Genomic DNA, 15,965 nt, shown 5'->3' with positions numbered 1-15,965 from the left:
GGCCAGCTCATCACACCCCGATCGGGCCGCCGTCGGCGCGCTGGATCACCACCGTCGATGAGCGCGGGCGCACCGTGCCCGTGGTCGCGACCGTTGCATCATCCGTCCCATACGCCGGCCAGTTTGCCGGGTGCTGGATGTTCAGGAAGATGCTGGTGTAGTCGGGCGTGAACGCAAAGCCGGTCACTTCGGCTTCGTTCGGGCCAACGAAGAAGCGGCGCAGGTCAGCCTGGTTGGACGGGTTGATGGCGGGACCCGTGCCGGTGCTGTCGGCCAGCGCGCCCGGGATCACGGCCAGCATCTGGTCGTTGGTGGCGCGGGCCACGTTGTTGTTGCGGCCGCCGTCGATGCCGTTGTCCGTTTGAATCCACAGGATGCCGCGCGTGTCGAAGCCGATGCCGTCGGGGCTGGCCAGCTGGTTCAGCGCGGTCAGGCCCGAACGGTTGGTGTCGGCGTCGGCGCCTGCGTCGGAACCGAACACAAAGATATCCCACTCGAACTTGGTCGAACCCGCTTCGTCGTGCCAGCGGATGATGTGGCCGTTGACGTTGTTCAGACGCGGGTTGGGCGGGTTGGTGCCGGTGCCGGCGTTGCGGCTGCTGTTGTTGGTCAGCGTCAGGTAGATGTCGCCGTTGGTCGGGTGGGTGGCGGTCCACTCCGGGCGGTCCATCGGGGTGGCGCCCACGAAGTCGGCCGCGCCGCGCGTGTTGATGAGGATGGCGTCCAGGCTGCCGAACTCGTCGGCCAGCGTGCGGCCGCCCACGCCCGTCGTGGTGCCGACCAGGGGCAGCCATTCGCCCGAGCCGTCCGCGTTGAAGCGCGCCACGTACAGCGTGCCCTTGTCCAGGTACTTGGCGCCGACAGCCAGGCGGTCGCTGCGCTCGGCGTCCTTCGGGTCCCACACGGCCTCGGACACGAAGCGGTAGATGTACTCAAAGCGCGAGTCGTCGCCGCTGTAGAACGCCAGGGGCTTGCCGGCTTCGGGCTTGCTGTAGGCGCAGCCTTCGTGGGCGAAACGGCCCAGCGCCGTGCGCTTGGTGGCGATGCTGGACGGGTCGTACGGGTCGATCTCCACCAGATAGCCGAAGCCGTTCACTTCGTTGCGCCAGTCTTGCGTGGCGTCGATACCGGTTTGCGTGACGTTGAAGCGCGCGAATTCGCCCAGCACTTCCGACGCGTCGCCCGCAGCGGTCTCCCACTGGTAGCGGCCGGCCGGGCCGCCCGACACGCCAACGCGCAGCTGGTGCGCGGGGCGGGTGCCGGTGTTCACAAAGCAGGCCGCCCAGTTTTCTTCGGCGGTGATGTACGTGCCCCACGGCGTGTAGCCGTTGCCGCAGTTGTTGTTGGTGCCGCGCACTTGCGTGCCGTTGGGCGAGAAGGGCGTCTTGACCCAGTCCGTGCCGCCCACCGGGCCGGCCAGCTTCATGGCGGTGGCCGATGTGAAGCGGCGGTTGTAGCGCGAGTTGTTGACGATGTTCCAGCGGCCGTTTTCGCGGCGCACGTGCAGGATCGCCACGCCATGCGCGTTGATTTCCTTGCGCACTTCCTCGGCCGGGCGCTTGCCCGCCACCAGCGTCGGGCCGTTCGGGTGCAGCGCGGCCTGGTCGATGTACTCGTGGTTAACGGCCAGCAGGCCTTCCGTAGAGCTGCCTTCGATGGGGAAGAAATGCATGCCGTCGTGATGCATGCCGGTGGAGTTGAGCAGGTCGTTGGACGTGTTGTTGCCGTTCTGGTCCCAGGGCTGCGCGTTGTCGTTCAACGGCGTGCCCCACGGCGCAAACACGTGGGCCACGTAGCCTTGCGGCACGACGCAAGCGTCCGTCATGGACGTGGGCAGCGAGTCAAAGCCCAGTTTCAGCGGGGGCGGGGCGGGGGTCTCGGTGCCGCCGCCGGGCACTTCGGGCGTGGGGTTGGGGTCACCGCCGCCGACGGGTTCGTCATCGTCATCGCTGCTGTTACAGCCGGCCAGCCCAAGGCTGGTCATCGTGGCGAAGGCAGCGGCCAGACCGCCGCGCATCACCATGCGGCGCGACAGGTTCTTTTCCAGAATTTCGCTGAAAGGGCTGCTCTGGCTGGGGTTGCGGACGATTTTGTCGGAGATGGATTTGCTCATGTGGATTCCTGGCTTGGGGGCTGTGCCTGAATGGGACGAGCAATACTAGAAGTCGCAAATGAAAGGTTAATGACAGATGGCTGAATGCGATATCGGGCATACGGCGCGCAAACGAAAAGGCCGGCCTCGTTTGCACGGGGCCGGCCGGATGGGCACCGACACGCTTATTGGGTGGCGACCGCCTTGGACTTGACCAGCGGGCAGCCGCCCTGGTCCAGCGGGCGGAAGGCGTTGTCACCCGGAATCGTGCGCAGGATCTTGAAGTAGTCCCAACGCGCCTTGGACTCCGACGGCTTCTTCACTTCGACCAGGTACATGTCGTGCACCAGCCGGCCGTCTTCACGCAAATACGCATTGCGGGCGAACATGTCGTCGATCTTCATGCCGCGAATCTGCGTCATCACCGCATCGCCTTCGAGCTTGCCGCTTTCCTTCACGCCTTTCAAGAACGTCAGCACGGCGGAATAGACGCCGGCTTGCGCCATGGTCGGGACGCGGCCTTTCGTGCGCTCGGCGTAGCGTTTGGACCAGGCGCGCGTCCGCTCATCCATGTCCCAGTAAAAGCCGCTGGTCAATACCAGGCCCTGCGCCTGTTCCAGGCCCACGCCGTCCACATCGGTAATGAACATCAGCAGGCCGGCCAGCTTCTGGCCGCCCTTGATCAGGCCGAATTCGTTGGCCTGCTTGATCGCCATGGTGGTGTCGCCGGATGAATTCGCCAACGCCACGATCTCGGCTTTCGAGGCCTGCGCCTGCAACAGGAATGAAGAAAAGTCGTTGGAAGCGCGCGGGTGCTTGACCGAGCCCAGCGTCTGGCCGCCGGCCTGCTTGACGGCGTTCTCGGTATCCGCCTGCAAGGCATGGCCGAACGCATAGTCCGCCGTCAGGAAATACCACTTCTTCATGCCGGATTCGGTCAGCGCGCGGCCGGTGCCGTTGGCCAGCGCATAGGTGTCGTAGGTCCATTGCGCGGTGGAGGCCGAGCACGCCTTGCCGGTCAAGTCCGACGTGCCGGCGGTGGACGCCAGGAAGGCGATGTTGGCGGTGCGCGTGATTTCCTGCACCGCCAGCGCTACGGACGACGTCGGTACATCGACAATGGCTTTCACATTTTCCTGATCGATCCAGCGGCGCGCGGTGGCAGAGCCGATGTCCGCCTTGTTCTGATGGTCTCCGGCAATGACTTCGATCTTGCGACCCAGCACGGTCGGCCCGAAGTCTTCCACCGCCATGCGCGCCGCCTCGACCGAGCCTTGCCCGGACAGGTCGGCATTCATGCCGGATAGATCGGTCAGGACGCCGATGCGGATGGGCGCGTCGGACTGCGCGTGCGCGCTGGGCAAGGCGAATGCGCCGGCAACAAGCAAGGCGCCAAGTAATGGGTTCATGTCTTTCCTCCAGGTGGGCGTCCGCTCTTTCAGGCGGATCTTTGCGGCGGGGTCGATACGGCGGTGGCGGGGGACAGCAGATGGCACAACAGGAATTGATCGGTTTGCGCATGCGCCAGGTGGCTGGCGTCGAACTGCGCGTCGATGGCGCGCTTGGACAGGCGCAGCGCCAGGGGCGGGCAGGCGGCGGCCTCGCGCGCCAAGCTCAGTGCGGCGGCCAGTGCATCGCCCTGCGGGGCCAGGGCGTCCGCCAAACCCCAGGCTTGCGCGGTGTCGGCGTGCAGCGTCAGGTCGGTAAACAGCGCCCGCTTGGCGCGTGCGGGCCCGACCAGCGCGGCCAGGCGGGGCAGGCCGCCCCAGGCTAGCGGCAGGCCCAATCGCACTTCGGGAAAGCGCAGCAAAGCGTTGTCCGACAGCACGCGCCAATCGCAGGCCAGCGCCAGCACGGCGCCGCCGCCCACCGCCGCGCCTTCGATCGCGGCGACGGTAACTTGCGGCAGTTCGGTCCAGGCGCGGCACAGTATTTCGCCACGCGCCAGGGCGCGTTGTGTGATCAGCGGGTCGTCATGGCCCCATAGCGCGGGGTCTTTCAAATCAATGCCGGCGCTAAAGAGGGCCGATGTGCCGGTCAGCACCACGGCGCGGATGTGGTCGTCGCGGGCCAACTCGGTCGCCGCCTCGATCAGCGCGTCCATGGCGGCCAGGTTCAGGGCATTGGCCTTGCCGCCTCGGTCATAGCGCACGATCGCCACGCCGCCATCCCGCTCGATTGAAACCATGCTCATGGGGTTCTTCCGTGCTTGATTGGGAAAATCTGCTGGATATACTACCAAGTATGTTGAAACCCGCAAGACTTCAGGAACGCCTCGGGGGCCACCTGCGGGTAAGTCCGTATCCGGCGGTGCTGGATGGCCGGAAGAAAGTCATGAAAAATAAGGCAAATAACAAGGAAGGAGACATTGATGAACGACGACGTTCGGGCGGCGATTCCTGACCGCCAGGCTTGCGTGCTGCGCTATTTGCTGGAGGCGCAAGCGGAAAAGATACCGGACAGAATCTTCGCCCGTTTCCACGGCGGCCCCACGTGGACGTACGCCCAGACGCTGGCGCGGGTTCAGCAACGGGCGGCCACCTTGCGTCGGGAAGGCGTCAAGCAGGGCGACCGCGTGCTGTGCTGGATGGGCAATGGGCCTGAACTGTTGACCAGCTGGTTCGCCATCAATTACCTGGGTGCGGTGTATGTGCCGCTGAACACGGGCTTGCGTGGGCGGCCGCTGGCGCACGTGTTGGACAACGCGCAGGCGTCGCTGATGGTGGCGCATCGCGCGTTGGCGGGCCGCTTGCATGACGTGGCGCCGGGGGCGCTGACGCGTGTGCTGCTGACCGGAGAAGACCCGCGCGACGCCCCGTTGCAGCCTCCCGCCGGGGTGTCCTTGGCGCCCTTGTCGGACGCGGCCGAGCCACCCCCGCCGGCGCTGCTGGCGCTGGACGCGCCGATCGAACCTTGGGATACGCAGTCCATCATGTACACGTCCGGCACCACCGGCTTGTCCAAGGGCGTGGTCACGTCCTACGTGCAGATCTACACCATGGGGCCGGACGCATTCGACTGGATCACGCCGGACGACCGCTGCATGATCGCCGGCCCGATCTTTCACTGCGGCAGCACGCTGTACGTGTACGCCATGCTCGCCTACGGCGGGTCGATTGCGATGGTGCCGGAATTTCGTACCGACCAATTCTGGGACGCCATCCGCGACACCGAAAGTACCGTGGTGCTACTGCTGGGCGTCATGGCGAACTTCCTGCTCAAGCAGGCGCCGTCTCCGCGTGACCGCGAACACCGCTTGCGCGGCGTCTTCATCGTGCCATTCGGCGAGGACGCGCCCGCGTTTCAGGCGCGTTTCGGGGTGGACCTTTACACCGTGTACAACATGACCGAAATCGCCAGCCCCTTGAGCGCCGGTCCGGGGTTGACCGAGGCCGGGCGCTGCGGCAAGCCGCGGCCCTGGTTCGAACTACGCGTGGGCGATGCGCAAGACCGCGCGGTGCCGGACGGCACGGTGGGCGAACTGCTGATTCGTTCGCATCGGCCCTGGGCCTTGTTCTCGGGCTATTACCGCAACCCCGAGGCCACCGCCGCGTCCATGCGCAACGGCTGGTTCCACACGGGCGACGCGTTTCGCCGCGACGCCGACGGCACGTTTTTCTTTGTCGACCGCTTGAAGGACGTGATTCGTCGGCGCGGGGAAAACATCTCGTCGTTCGAACTGGAAGGGGAAATCTGCGCCCACCCGGATGTGCGCGAAGCGGTGGCCGTGGCCGTGCCCAGCGTACACAGCGAAGACGAGGTGCTGGCGGTGGTCACCGCCGTGGACGGGGCGAGGGTGGACGAGGCGGCGCTGATCGCATGGCTGGCCGAACGCGTGCCGCACTACATGGTGCCGCGCTATGTGCGCGTGGTGGACGACCTGCCCAAGACCGCCAGCGGCAAGCTGCAAAAGCATGTGCTGCGCAGCGAAGGCCTGGCCGACGGCACGTGGGACCGCGAAGCGGCGGGCATCAAGCTGCGCCGCGAACGGCTGGCTTGATCGGGCCGCGAGCTACGCGGGACGGCATGAATGGCGCGCGACGCGTGGCGCGCGATACATGGAGCGAGATACATGGAGCGAGATACATGTATCGCGATACATGGCGCGCGATACCGCGCACGCCATCCCGTGCCGCCCTGCGCTCAGGCGCGCGTGCCCAGGCCCGCGATGATGGTGTGCACGACTTTGTTGGCCAGGATCTCGCGGTCGTCGCGCGTTTCGCCCAGGCGTGGGCGATACCAGACGGCCAGCCAGTTGATGGCGCCCAGCGCCGCCTTGATGGCCACCGATACGTCGTCGATGGCCAGTGATCCATCTTCCACGCCCTCGTAGGCCACGCGCTTGAACAAGGCTTCAAAATCGTCGCGGATGGTCATCAGTTCGGCCAGCGTCTGCCGCTGCGCGGGTGTGGTCGCGCCCAGCCGGTGCATGTGCACGCCCTGCACCACAACGGTCTCGAACGCCAGGTTCTCCATCATCGACAGCGCGTGATGCTTGAGCATCAGCGCCAGCCGGTGGGCCGCCGTGCCGGGTTCTTTCATGACCGGTCGCACCGCCTCGAAATTACGCCGCATGCCTTCGCGGTGCACGTCAAAGAACAGGTCCGTCTTGGAGCGGTAGTAGTGGTAGACGCGGCCCTTGGTGGCGCCCAGCCGGCGCGCAACATCGTCAATGCTGGACGCGTGGAACCCTTGCTCCATGAAGCACTCGGCCGCCGCGGTCAGCAGTTCAATGTTGCCCATGCCGTCATCGCGTGCAGCCGTCACCGTAGGTTCCCCATTCATGCGCGTTTCTCCATCCATGCGTCGCGGCAAAGCGCCCAGTTTAGCCAATCGCCCGGGGCTGGGGCGGGGTGCCGCAGCGCTGGGTGCAGGGGCGCCGCCTCGTTCGCACGGCCTATACAAATCCAAAAACCGAAGTTTATACTACTCGGTATGTTTTTGACTCCGGCATGTAAATTCCGCTCGCCCTGTTTGCCCCCGTCATCGTCTTCCCCTTTCACCAACGGCCGTCCATGACCCAAGACCTTGTTCAAGAATCCCTTATCGACCCGCAAGCCCTGGCGGCGCGGGTGTCGCAGGAAATCGGGGTGTCGGACTGGTTGACCGTCACGCAAGAACGCGTCGATCTGTTTGCCGATGCCACCGGCGACCACCAGTTCATCCACGTAGACCCGGAACGCGCCGCGCGCGAAGGCCCGTTTGGTGGCCCCATCGCGCATGGCTTCCTGTCCTTGTCCATGCTGACCGCATTCAGCTTGCAGGTGCTGCCGGTATTCGAAGGCGCCGTCGGCATCAACTACGGCTTCGACAAAGTCCGCTTCCTGACCCCCGTGCGCGTCGGTGCGCGGGTACGCGGCCGCTTCGTACTCAGCGAATTCACGCCGCGTAACGACCGTGAATTCACCACCCGCTATGCCGTCACCGTGGAGACCGAGGGCGCCGCGCGGCCCGCGCTGGTGGCGGACTGGATCACCATGACCGTGCTTGAAGGATGAATGCCATGACCATACGCTTTGATGATCGCGTTGCCATCGTGACGGGCGCCGGCCAGGGGCTGGGCCGCAGCCACGCGCTGCAACTGGCCGCACGCGGCTGCCGAGTAGTGGTCAACGACTATGGTGGTGCGGTGCAGACCGGCGTGGTGCAAACCGGCGTGGTGCAAACCAGCGCGGTGCCAACCAGCGCCGCGCAAGCCGTTGTCGACGAGATCATCCGCGCCGGCGGCCAGGCGATTGCCGACGGCGGCAACGTGTGCGACAGCGCTGCCGTCGACGCCATGGTGGCGCGCGCGATGCAGGCGTGGGGCCGCGTGGACATCCTGATCAACAACGCCGGCATCTTGCGCGACAAGACCTTCGCCAAGATGAGCGCCGACGATTTCAACGCCGTCATCGACGTGCACTTGCTGGGCTCGGCCAACTGCGCGCGCGCCGTCTGGCCGATCATGCGCGAACAGCGCTATGGCCGCATCCTGATGACGACGTCCACGTCGGGGATGTACGGAAATTTCGGCCAATCGAACTACGGCGCGGCGAAGGCCGGCGTGGTGGGCCTGATGAACGTGCTGCACCTGGAAGGCCAGAAGCACGGCATCCATGTGAATGCGCTGGTGCCCACCGCCGCCACCCGCATGACGGCCGAGATGTTCGATGCCGACACGCTGCGCGCGCTGGACCCCGCGTTCGTCACCCCGGCGGCGCTGTTCCTGGTGGCGCAGGCGGCGCCCAGCCGCACGGCGTTGCTGGCGGGCGCCGGCACCTACGCGCGCCTGGCCATCGTGGAAAGCGCGGGCATGTATTTTCCCGAACACGAACGCACGCCCGAAAGCATCGCCGCGCACTTTGACGAAATCGCCAGCCTGGACACGCTGATCGAACCGCCCGAAGGCCTGGCGCACGTTGCCCGCATCCTGAAGCGCGCGCAGGAGGCGGCATGAGCGCAGACGCGAACGGCCGCGGTAACGCGACTGCCCCCACCGCCGCCGCGTCCGAAGTTGCCTCCGGCCCCGCCCCGCAACGCGCCACGCCCCACGCGCGCGGCGACTACTCGCGCTTGATGCCGATGACTACACGGCTGCGCGACACCGATGTCTACGGCCACATGAATAACGTGGTCTACAACGAATATTTCGACACCGCCGTCAACCAGACGTTGATCGAACTTGGCGTGCTGGACCTGCGCCAAAGCGCGGTGATCGGGTTGGTGGTGCACAGCCAGACGTCCTACTTCCGCCCGGTGTCGTTTCCGGATTCCGTCGTGCTGGGTCTGCGCGTGGGCCGCCTGGGCCGCAGCAGCGTCACCTATGAATTCGCGCTGTTCCGTGGCGACGACGAGACCGCCGCCGCGCAGGGCAGCTACACCCACGCCTATGTCGACCGCGCCACCAGTCAACCGGTTCCGTTGCCATCGGCGTTGCGCCGTGCGCTGGAGTCCTTGATTCTCAAGTCTGCGTGATGCGCTGCCTTGCGTGGCCACGCTGACCAGAACGCCGCGCCGGGAGCCCCTGTGAACGCCCACACCCTGCCTCGCGTCACGTACTCGAATATCCACGCGGATTTTTCTTCGCTACACGACCTGCTGGACCAGCGCCTTCCCGACTTTGAAACGCGCATGCTGGGCCGCGACCATCGTCACCGTCTGAACGGCGAATTCGTGGCGGGCGAAGCGTTGCAGGAGGCGTATTCGCCGATCGATCATTGGTTGATGGTCGGCCGCTTTCCGTGCGCCGATGCCGACACGGTTGACCGCGCCATCGCGTGCGCCAAGCGCGCGCAGCCGGCCTGGGATGCGCAAGGTTGGACTGCCCGCATCGCGGTGTTGCGGCGGCTGGCAATGGTGCTGTCCGAGCGCAAGCTCGACTTCGCCATGGCCACGATGATTGAAATCGGCAAGTCGCGCCTGGAAGCGTTGGGCGAAGCCGAGGAAGCGGTGGACCTGATCCGCTACTACTGCGATCAGGCTGAACGCAGCGACGGCTACCGGCAACCCCTGGCGCGCGCGTTCGACAACGAAAGCACGCAGGACGTGTTGCGCCCGTATGGCGTGTTCGCGGTCATCGCGCCGTTCAATTTTCCGCTGGCCCTGTCGGTCAACATGGTGTGCGCCGCGCTGCTGGCCGGCAACGCCGTGGTCTACAAGCCGTCGCCACGCGCGGCGCTGACCGGGGCTTTGCTGCTGGGCGCCTGCGATGCCGCGGGCCTGCCGCCCGGCTGCGTCAACGGCGTGCATGGCGGCGCGAAGACGGGCGCGCTGCTGGCGCAGCACACTGCCATCGATGGCTACGCATTCACCGGCAGCCTTGATGTCGGCATGGACCTGCTGCAAACCGTGGCCGCCGGGGCCTACGCGCGGCCCGTCATTGCCGAGATGGGCGGCAAGAATCCCACCTACGTTACCGCCAGCGCCGATATCGACGTGGCGGTGCAAGGCGTGCTGCGATCCGCGTTCGGCCTGCAAGGGCAGAAGTGTTCGGCCGGGTCCAAGGTCTACGCGCATTCGGCCGTGTACGACCGATTCCTGGAACGCCTGTGCGCGGCGGCCGACGACATCGTGGTGGGCGACCCGCGCGACCGCGCCGTCTTCATGGGGCCGCTGATCGACGAAGCTGCGTGGCGGCGCTACCGCACCGCGTGCGAAGACGCCGACGCCTGCGGTCGAGTCCTGGCCGGCGGCCGCCGCTTGAATGCAGGCGAATTGGCGTACGGGCACTATGTGCGGCCTACCGTCGTCGCCGGCTTGCCGGCCGATCACCGCTTGAACCGCCAGGAATTATTCCTGCCCTTGGTGTCGGTATTGCCGTTCGACGATCTGCACGCCGCCATCGACGACGGCAACGCGGTGGATTACGGGCTGGCCGCCGGCTGCTATGCACGCGGGCAAGCCGAGATCGACACGTTCCTGAACCGCGCCCAGGCCGGCGCGCTGTACGTCAACCGCGCCAGCGGCGCGACGACGGGCGCGTGGCCGGGCATCCAGACGTTCTGCGGCTGGAAGGGCTCGGGCATGACGGGCAAGGGCGGGCTGGGTCCGTACTACGTTGCCCAATTCGCACGAGAACAAAGCCACACCGTCTGGGGCGCCTGATCCCGCAGTAGCCACAGTCCGCAGCGCCTACAGTCCGCAACACTCCCTGCCCACAGCACCCCCGGTCCGCAACACCGCGCCGTCACCCGCCTACGCCATATCAGGAACCCATCATGAGAGAAGCCGTCATCGTCTCCACCGCCCGCACGCCCATCGGACGGGCGTATCGCGGGGCATTCAACGACACCACCGCCCCGACCCTGGGCGGCCATGCGATATCGCACGCGGTGGCGCGCGCGGGCGTGGCGCCTGGCGAGGTCGAAGACGTGATCCTGGGCGCGGCGTTGCAGCAGGGCACCACGCACATGAACGTGGCGCGGCAGGCGGCATTGCGCGCCGGGTTGCCGGTACATGTAGCCGCGATGACGCTGGACCGCCAGTGCGCGTCCGGGCTGATGGCCATTGCGACGGCCGCGCGACAGGTCACGCAGGAAGGCATGGACATCGTGGTGGCGGGCGGGCTGGAGTCGATCTCGTTGGTGCAGAACGCCAGCATGAATCGCAACCGCTGGCTGGACGACGCGCTGATGCGCGAGCAGCCGGAAATATTCATGAGCATGCTGGAAACCGCTGAAATCGTAGCCAGCCGCTACGGCATCCCCCGCGCCGCGCAGGACGCGTACGCGTTGCGTTCGCAACAGCGCACCGCCGCCGCGCAGGCGGCCGGGCGCTTCGATGACGAGATCGTGCCGCTTTCCGCCGTCATGCAGGTCACCGACCGGGCCACGGGCCAGACCACCGCGCAGCCGGTCACGCTTGCGCGCGACGAGGGCAACCGGCCCGACAGCACGCTGGCAAGCCTTGCGGCCTTGCAGCCGGTGTTCAAAAACGGTCAGCGGCTGGATACGGGCCTGCACATCACCGCGGGCAATTCATCGCAGTTGTCGGACGGCGCCTCGGCCTGCGTGGTGATGGAAGCGGGCGTGGCGCAACGGCGCGGGCTGACGCCGCTGGGCATTTATCGCGGCATGGCGGTGGCCGGTTGTGGCCCCGAGGAAATGGGCGTCGGGCCGGTGCATGCCGTGCCCCGCCTGCTGGCGCGGCATGGGTTGACCGTTGATGACATCGGTTTGTGGGAGCTGAACGAAGCGTTCGCGTGTCAGGTGCTGTACTGCCGCGACCAGCTGGGCATCCCCGATGACCGCCTGAACGTCAACGGCGGGGCTATTTCCATCGGGCATCCGTATGGCATGTCGGGGGCGCGCATGGCCGGGCACGCGTTGATTGAAGGCCGGCGGCGCGGGGTGCGTTATGCCGTCGTCACCATGTGCGTGGGCGGTGGCATGGGCGCGGCCGGCCTGTTTGAAATCGCGGGATGAGCGCGCGTCGGCGGCTACTTGGCGACGTTCTCGTCGTCCACCGACAAGCCGCCGTCTTTCATGATGCCCTGCGCGATGTCCTCGGCCGACTTGCCGCCAAAGCCGTGTTCGCCCGCGGTGATGCGAAAGCTGTCGCCTTCCAGCGGGCTCATCAGCGTGGCCGACGACAGCAGGATGCCGTTTGACCGGATCTGGATGCGCTTGCCGACGCGGTCACGGGTGAAGTCGGCCAGGGCCTTGCGGCTGTCGGGTTTGAGTTCAATATCCACCACGCGTGCGCCGGTGTGCGGGTCGGATGACGCGGTGGCGCGCTGGGCTTGCAAGGTGACGCTTTCGGCGTGCGCGGCCAGCGGCATCGCCACGGCGGCGGCCACCGCCAGGACCAGGTGTCTCATTAGGGGCATCGCGGACTCCTTCTGTTGGACAACGCCAATATCCTAGCCGAAGTCGCACGCCCCGTTAACGTCAGGGCTGGCCGGCCGGGCGCACGCCCAGCGCGCGCATCCAGGGCGTGTCCGGCAGCCCCTGGATGGGCGGCATGCCGGGCAACGCCATCCCCATGGGATTGCGCGTCACGTCTTGCAGCACGGCGGCCCACTCGCGCGGGTCCAGCGGTTCGCCCATGCGTACGCGCAGGTCCAGCAGATCCAGCGCGGCGCGGCGATGGCCGGCTTCGGCGGCGTCGCGAAACAGCCGTTCGGCCACGTTGTAGTTCTTGGGTACGCCGCGCCCCATCCCGGCCAGTTCGCCCAGATAGGTTTGCGCGGGCGCAAAGCCCTGGTCGGCGGCGCGCTGATACCAGCGGGCGGCAGCCTTGTAGTCTTGCTGCACGTGTTCGCCGTTCTCCAGGATCAGGCCCAAGGTCGTCATGGCCACCACGTCGCCCGCTTGCGCCCGCGCTTGCAGCGAGGCCAGGCGGGGTTCGTCCAGGTACTGCGCGCCGCGTTCGACTTCGTATTCCCACGCGCTGATGCGCGCCTTGATCAAGTCGCGGCCCAGCGTGGGCGACGGGCCGCGCCCCGCCTGGCCGGGCTGGCCGGCTTCGGTCGGGGGCGTGGCGGGCGTCTGGCCGTCGGCCAGACTGGTGAAGGTCACCGTGCCGACCAGGCTGCTGGCGTAGTGCGGAACCTGGCGGTAAGCGGTGGCCACCTGCACATCGCCCGTCAATTGCTTGAAGAAGGTTTCAACCGGCGCGGACGCGGGCAGCTCGGCCAACCCTTGCGCGAAATAAAACGCATAGGGGCTGTGGCGCGGGCCGTCATTGCCAAAGCCGTCTTCGGCCGTGGCGCCGGGCTGCGTCGAAAACGCGATCAGCTCGCCGCCCGCCGGCACAGCGCGAACCAGGCCCACCGACGGTGCGCCACGCGTCAGGTTGGTACGGCAGGCGTCCAGCACCAGCAGACGCGCACGCACCTGCGCGCGGCGCAGCGCCTGCGACACGCGCCTCAGGCTTAACGAGCCCTGCTGCGCCGTGCGGATGCGCACGTCGGCCAAGGCCACGGGCAGCTCTACGCCGAACAGGTAGTTCACGTCATCCACCGCCACCGCGTGGCCGGCGAAGTACACCAGCGCCAGGTCGGCGCCGTTTGCTCGCGTGGCGAATTCGTCGACGGCCGCTTCCATCTGCGCGGTGGTCAGGTCGGTCAGCAAGGTGACGTCGACGTTGCGGCGGCGCAGCGTGTCGGCAACCAGACGCGCGTCATTGACCGGGTTCGCCAGTGCATTGGTGGGCACGGCGTAGCGGGCGTTGCCGATGACCAGCGCATAGCGGCGGGTGGCCAAAACGGGAGTGGGCGTGGGCGCGGCGGTGGCGGCGCCCGGCAGGCCGGCGCCTAGCAGGCCGGCGCCGAGCAGGGCGGTGACCAGGCGGCGGCGGGTCCGGCTAACGCTGGGGGCGGACGTGATGGGCATGGCGGACGTGGCGGACATGGCGGATCGGCATGGCTTCATGGCGTGGGGCAGGCTCCAGGCAGTGCCGCCGCAACGCCTGCCGCGCCCAGCGCCGTGGCGGCATCGTGCAGCGAGGATTCGCGCGCGGCGCTCAACACAAAGCGGCCGTCTTCGTCGGGTCCGGCCACGATGGACACCGCGTACTGCGCCAGGGTGTTGCGCAATTGCTTGGCGCTGACGGCGTCGGGCAGGTCCACCACCAAGCGCGGGCAAGCGCCGCCGCCGCGCTTCAGTGTGCCGTCCTGCACCGGCACGCCGTCGGACTGGAAACCCTCGCGCGGGGCTTGCAGCAGCACGACCACCGACAAGGCGATGGCCAACGCCCAGCCCAGCGGCATCAACGGGCTGGCGGGCGTGGGCCACAGCCATTGCCACAGGCGCGCGCGTGGCGAAAGCGGTGCGGGCGCGGGGCGAACGTGTTCGGCCAGCGCGTGCAGAAATTGCGTGTCGCGCTCGGCCTGGCCGATTTCGTTATGCGCGATCTGGCGTGCTTGCGCCAGCAGGCGCCATTCGTCTACCTCGGCCTGCAATTCGGGGTTGCGCGCCAGCTCGGCTTCAAACGCGCGGCGCTCGTCGGCGTCCAATTCCCCGGACAGGTAGGACAGTACGCGGTCTTCAGACATGATCAGTCCATTCCTTTGCGCGTGCAGTCGGTCACCAGCTTGCGCGCGGCATGCAGCCGGCTCTTGACGGTGGGCACGTGCAGGTCTTGCTGCTTGGCGATCTGTTCCATCGGCACTTCGTCCAGATACAGGAACATCGTGGCGCGCAAGGTGTCGCTCAGTTGGTTCAGGCAGTCGCGCATGCGCTGCACGACGGACAGGTGCTCGTACGCTTTGGCGGGGTCCGAGAAGGGCGATGGGTCGCCCACGTCTTCGGCGTCGTCAAACACGTTGTCCTCGTGCTGGGCATCGGCGTCCGGCCCGGTCCATGGCACTTCATGTCGCGTGCGCCGATGCATCTGGATCAGCTCGTGCAAGGACCCCCGGTACAGGTAGCCGCCCAGCTTGCTGACGGCCAGCTCGTGCGCCGCCCAGCCGCCGGCCGGCTGGCCATGCAGAAAGCCTTCATCCTTGAACGTGCGCGTTTGCAGGAATTTCATCAGCGCGTTGTTGAAGGCGTCGACCACGCCCTCCGGCGACGCGTTGAAGAATTTCTTGCGCAGCTTCAGCGTGATGTGCTGCTCGGCCTTGTTGCGGAAATCCAGCGCGTAGCGCGGGTCGGCATGCATGATGCGCAGCAGCGCGTCGACGTTGTTGATGACGTAGCGCTTGGGGTCGAGCGTGTTCATGGTTCAGTTTCTTGTTGTCGAACTGGACGCAGTAAACGTCAGCCCATCGGCAGGGAACGCCGCCGCCCTGCAAACCGAGGGCAGCGGCACCTTAGCCGTGCAAGGGCGGAAAATCAAGCGCGGCGGCGCAGGATGGCAACGCCACGGAGGGTGAAGCCGATCACGATGGCCAGCGACAGGTAGAAGCCAAATCCAAAGCTCATGTTGTTCCACAGGCCGGACGCCATATCGCCCGCCATGCCACGGCTGGCGCGCGAGCCGCCCATGAAACCGGCGAACTGGCGCGTGGCCGCCATCAATTCACGCACCTGCGACACCACGCCCATCAGCGCGATCAGCCACAGCGCCAGCGGCATGAAATACCCCAGGCGCGCCGCGCGTTGCGGCATCAGCGACGGCAGCAGCGGGCCCACCACGGCCAACAGCCACAACAGCGCATAGATGCCCGCGCCGGGTGCCTGGCCGCCCATCGACCCTTGCATGCCGCCGCCATTCTGCAAGCGCAGCAGGTCATAGAAGCTGAGGCTGGCGTTCGATCCCATCATGCGCACGGTCAGCACCGAGAACACGGTGGTGGCCAACAGGAACAGCAGCGCGCCCACGGCGTCGCCACGGTTGACGCGGGCGGCGGCGGTGGCGGCCCAGCGCCCGCCGTGGGTCTTGGCCTGGGTCAATACGTCGCGCAGCTCTTTACCTTGCATGGTCATTCCTTTTCGGTTGCGGCAAA

The 15,965-nt window shown here is 66.8% G+C and carries 15 protein-coding genes; 6 read left to right on the top strand and 9 right to left on the bottom strand.

Annotation, left to right across the window (positions count from 1 at the left end):
- Positions 1–10 precede the first annotated feature (10 nt).
- From YH64_RS05075 to YH64_RS05065, 3 genes are all read right to left on the bottom strand, one after another.
- Positions 11–2,113, bottom strand: a complete 2,103-nt coding sequence (locus tag YH64_RS05075) for a PhoX family phosphatase (RefSeq protein ID WP_143215253.1) — start codon at positions 2,111–2,113, stop codon at positions 11–13.
- 164 nt (positions 2,114–2,277) lie between these two features.
- Positions 2,278–3,501, bottom strand: coding sequence for an ABC transporter substrate-binding protein (locus YH64_RS05070; protein WP_046803189.1), 1,224 nt, complete (start codon positions 3,499–3,501; stop codon positions 2,278–2,280).
- A 29-nt stretch (positions 3,502–3,530) separates the two neighbouring features.
- A complete protein-coding gene (locus YH64_RS05065) occupies positions 3,531–4,286 on the bottom strand; it encodes an enoyl-CoA hydratase/isomerase family protein (RefSeq protein WP_143215252.1) in 756 nt (251 codons plus the stop codon).
- A 177-nt stretch (positions 4,287–4,463) separates the two neighbouring features.
- Here YH64_RS05065 and YH64_RS05060 point away from each other — a divergent pair, with 177 nt between their 5' ends.
- Positions 4,464–6,092 carry an AMP-binding protein gene (locus YH64_RS05060; RefSeq protein ID WP_046803191.1) on the top strand — a complete coding sequence of 543 codons (1,629 nt, stop codon included), beginning with the start codon at positions 4,464–4,466 and terminating at the stop codon, positions 6,090–6,092.
- Positions 6,093–6,235: 143 nt separating this feature from the next.
- Here YH64_RS05060 and YH64_RS05055 read toward each other — a convergent pair whose 3' ends face one another.
- Positions 6,236–6,877: a TetR/AcrR family transcriptional regulator gene (locus YH64_RS05055; RefSeq protein ID WP_046803192.1), complete on the bottom strand. Its 642-nt coding sequence runs from the start codon at positions 6,875–6,877 to the stop codon at positions 6,236–6,238.
- A gap of 230 nt (positions 6,878–7,107) precedes the next feature.
- Between YH64_RS05055 and YH64_RS05050 the strand changes: the two genes are divergently transcribed.
- The 5 genes from YH64_RS05050 (at position 7,108) to YH64_RS05030 (ending at position 11,997) form a co-directional block, all read left to right on the top strand.
- Positions 7,108–7,590, top strand: a complete 483-nt coding sequence (locus tag YH64_RS05050; RefSeq protein WP_046803193.1) for a MaoC family dehydratase — start codon at positions 7,108–7,110, stop codon at positions 7,588–7,590.
- Positions 7,591–7,595: 5 nt separating this feature from the next.
- On the top strand, positions 7,596–8,531 hold the full coding sequence (locus YH64_RS05045) for an SDR family NAD(P)-dependent oxidoreductase (protein ID WP_046803343.1): 936 nt from the start codon (positions 7,596–7,598) through the stop codon (positions 8,529–8,531).
- 119 nt (positions 8,532–8,650) lie between these two features.
- Positions 8,651–9,049, top strand: coding sequence for a thioesterase family protein (locus YH64_RS05040; protein WP_046803344.1), 399 nt, complete (start codon positions 8,651–8,653; stop codon positions 9,047–9,049).
- A gap of 51 nt (positions 9,050–9,100) precedes the next feature.
- The gene (locus tag YH64_RS05035) at positions 9,101–10,678 is read left to right on the top strand and encodes an aldehyde dehydrogenase family protein (RefSeq protein WP_052945933.1); all 1,578 of its coding nucleotides are present in this window, start codon (positions 9,101–9,103) and stop codon (positions 10,676–10,678) included.
- 113 nt (positions 10,679–10,791) lie between these two features.
- Positions 10,792–11,997, top strand: coding sequence for an acetyl-CoA C-acyltransferase (locus YH64_RS05030; protein ID WP_046803194.1), 1,206 nt, complete (start codon positions 10,792–10,794; stop codon positions 11,995–11,997).
- Between the two features lie 14 nt (positions 11,998–12,011).
- Here the strand turns inward: YH64_RS05030 and YH64_RS05025 are convergent, their stop codons facing one another.
- From YH64_RS05025 to YH64_RS05005, 5 genes are all read right to left on the bottom strand, one after another.
- Positions 12,012–12,401, bottom strand: coding sequence for a hypothetical protein (locus YH64_RS05025; protein ID WP_046803195.1), 390 nt, complete (start codon positions 12,399–12,401; stop codon positions 12,012–12,014).
- Between the two features lie 61 nt (positions 12,402–12,462).
- On the bottom strand, positions 12,463–13,926 hold the full coding sequence (locus YH64_RS05020) for a caspase family protein (RefSeq protein WP_143215251.1): 1,464 nt from the start codon (positions 13,924–13,926) through the stop codon (positions 12,463–12,465).
- 17 nt (positions 13,927–13,943) lie between these two features.
- Positions 13,944–14,570 (bottom strand): anti-sigma factor, encoded by a 627-nt coding sequence (locus tag YH64_RS05015; protein WP_046803196.1) that lies wholly within the window; start codon positions 14,568–14,570, stop codon positions 13,944–13,946.
- 2 nt (positions 14,571–14,572) lie between these two features.
- Positions 14,573–15,238 (bottom strand): RNA polymerase sigma factor, encoded by a 666-nt coding sequence (locus tag YH64_RS05010; protein ID WP_046803197.1) that lies wholly within the window; start codon positions 15,236–15,238, stop codon positions 14,573–14,575.
- Between the two features lie 113 nt (positions 15,239–15,351).
- Entirely contained in the window at positions 15,352–15,939 is a 588-nt protein-coding gene (locus YH64_RS05005; protein WP_046803198.1) for a hypothetical protein, read from the bottom strand.
- Positions 15,940–15,965 lie beyond the last annotated feature (26 nt).

This window comes from Achromobacter sp. LC458, assembly GCF_001005835.2.
Lineage (GTDB): Bacteria > Pseudomonadota > Gammaproteobacteria > Burkholderiales > Burkholderiaceae_B > Achromobacter > Achromobacter spanius_B.
Note: the sequence above shows the minus strand (reverse complement) of the source record. Positions and strands in the feature narration are given on the sequence as shown.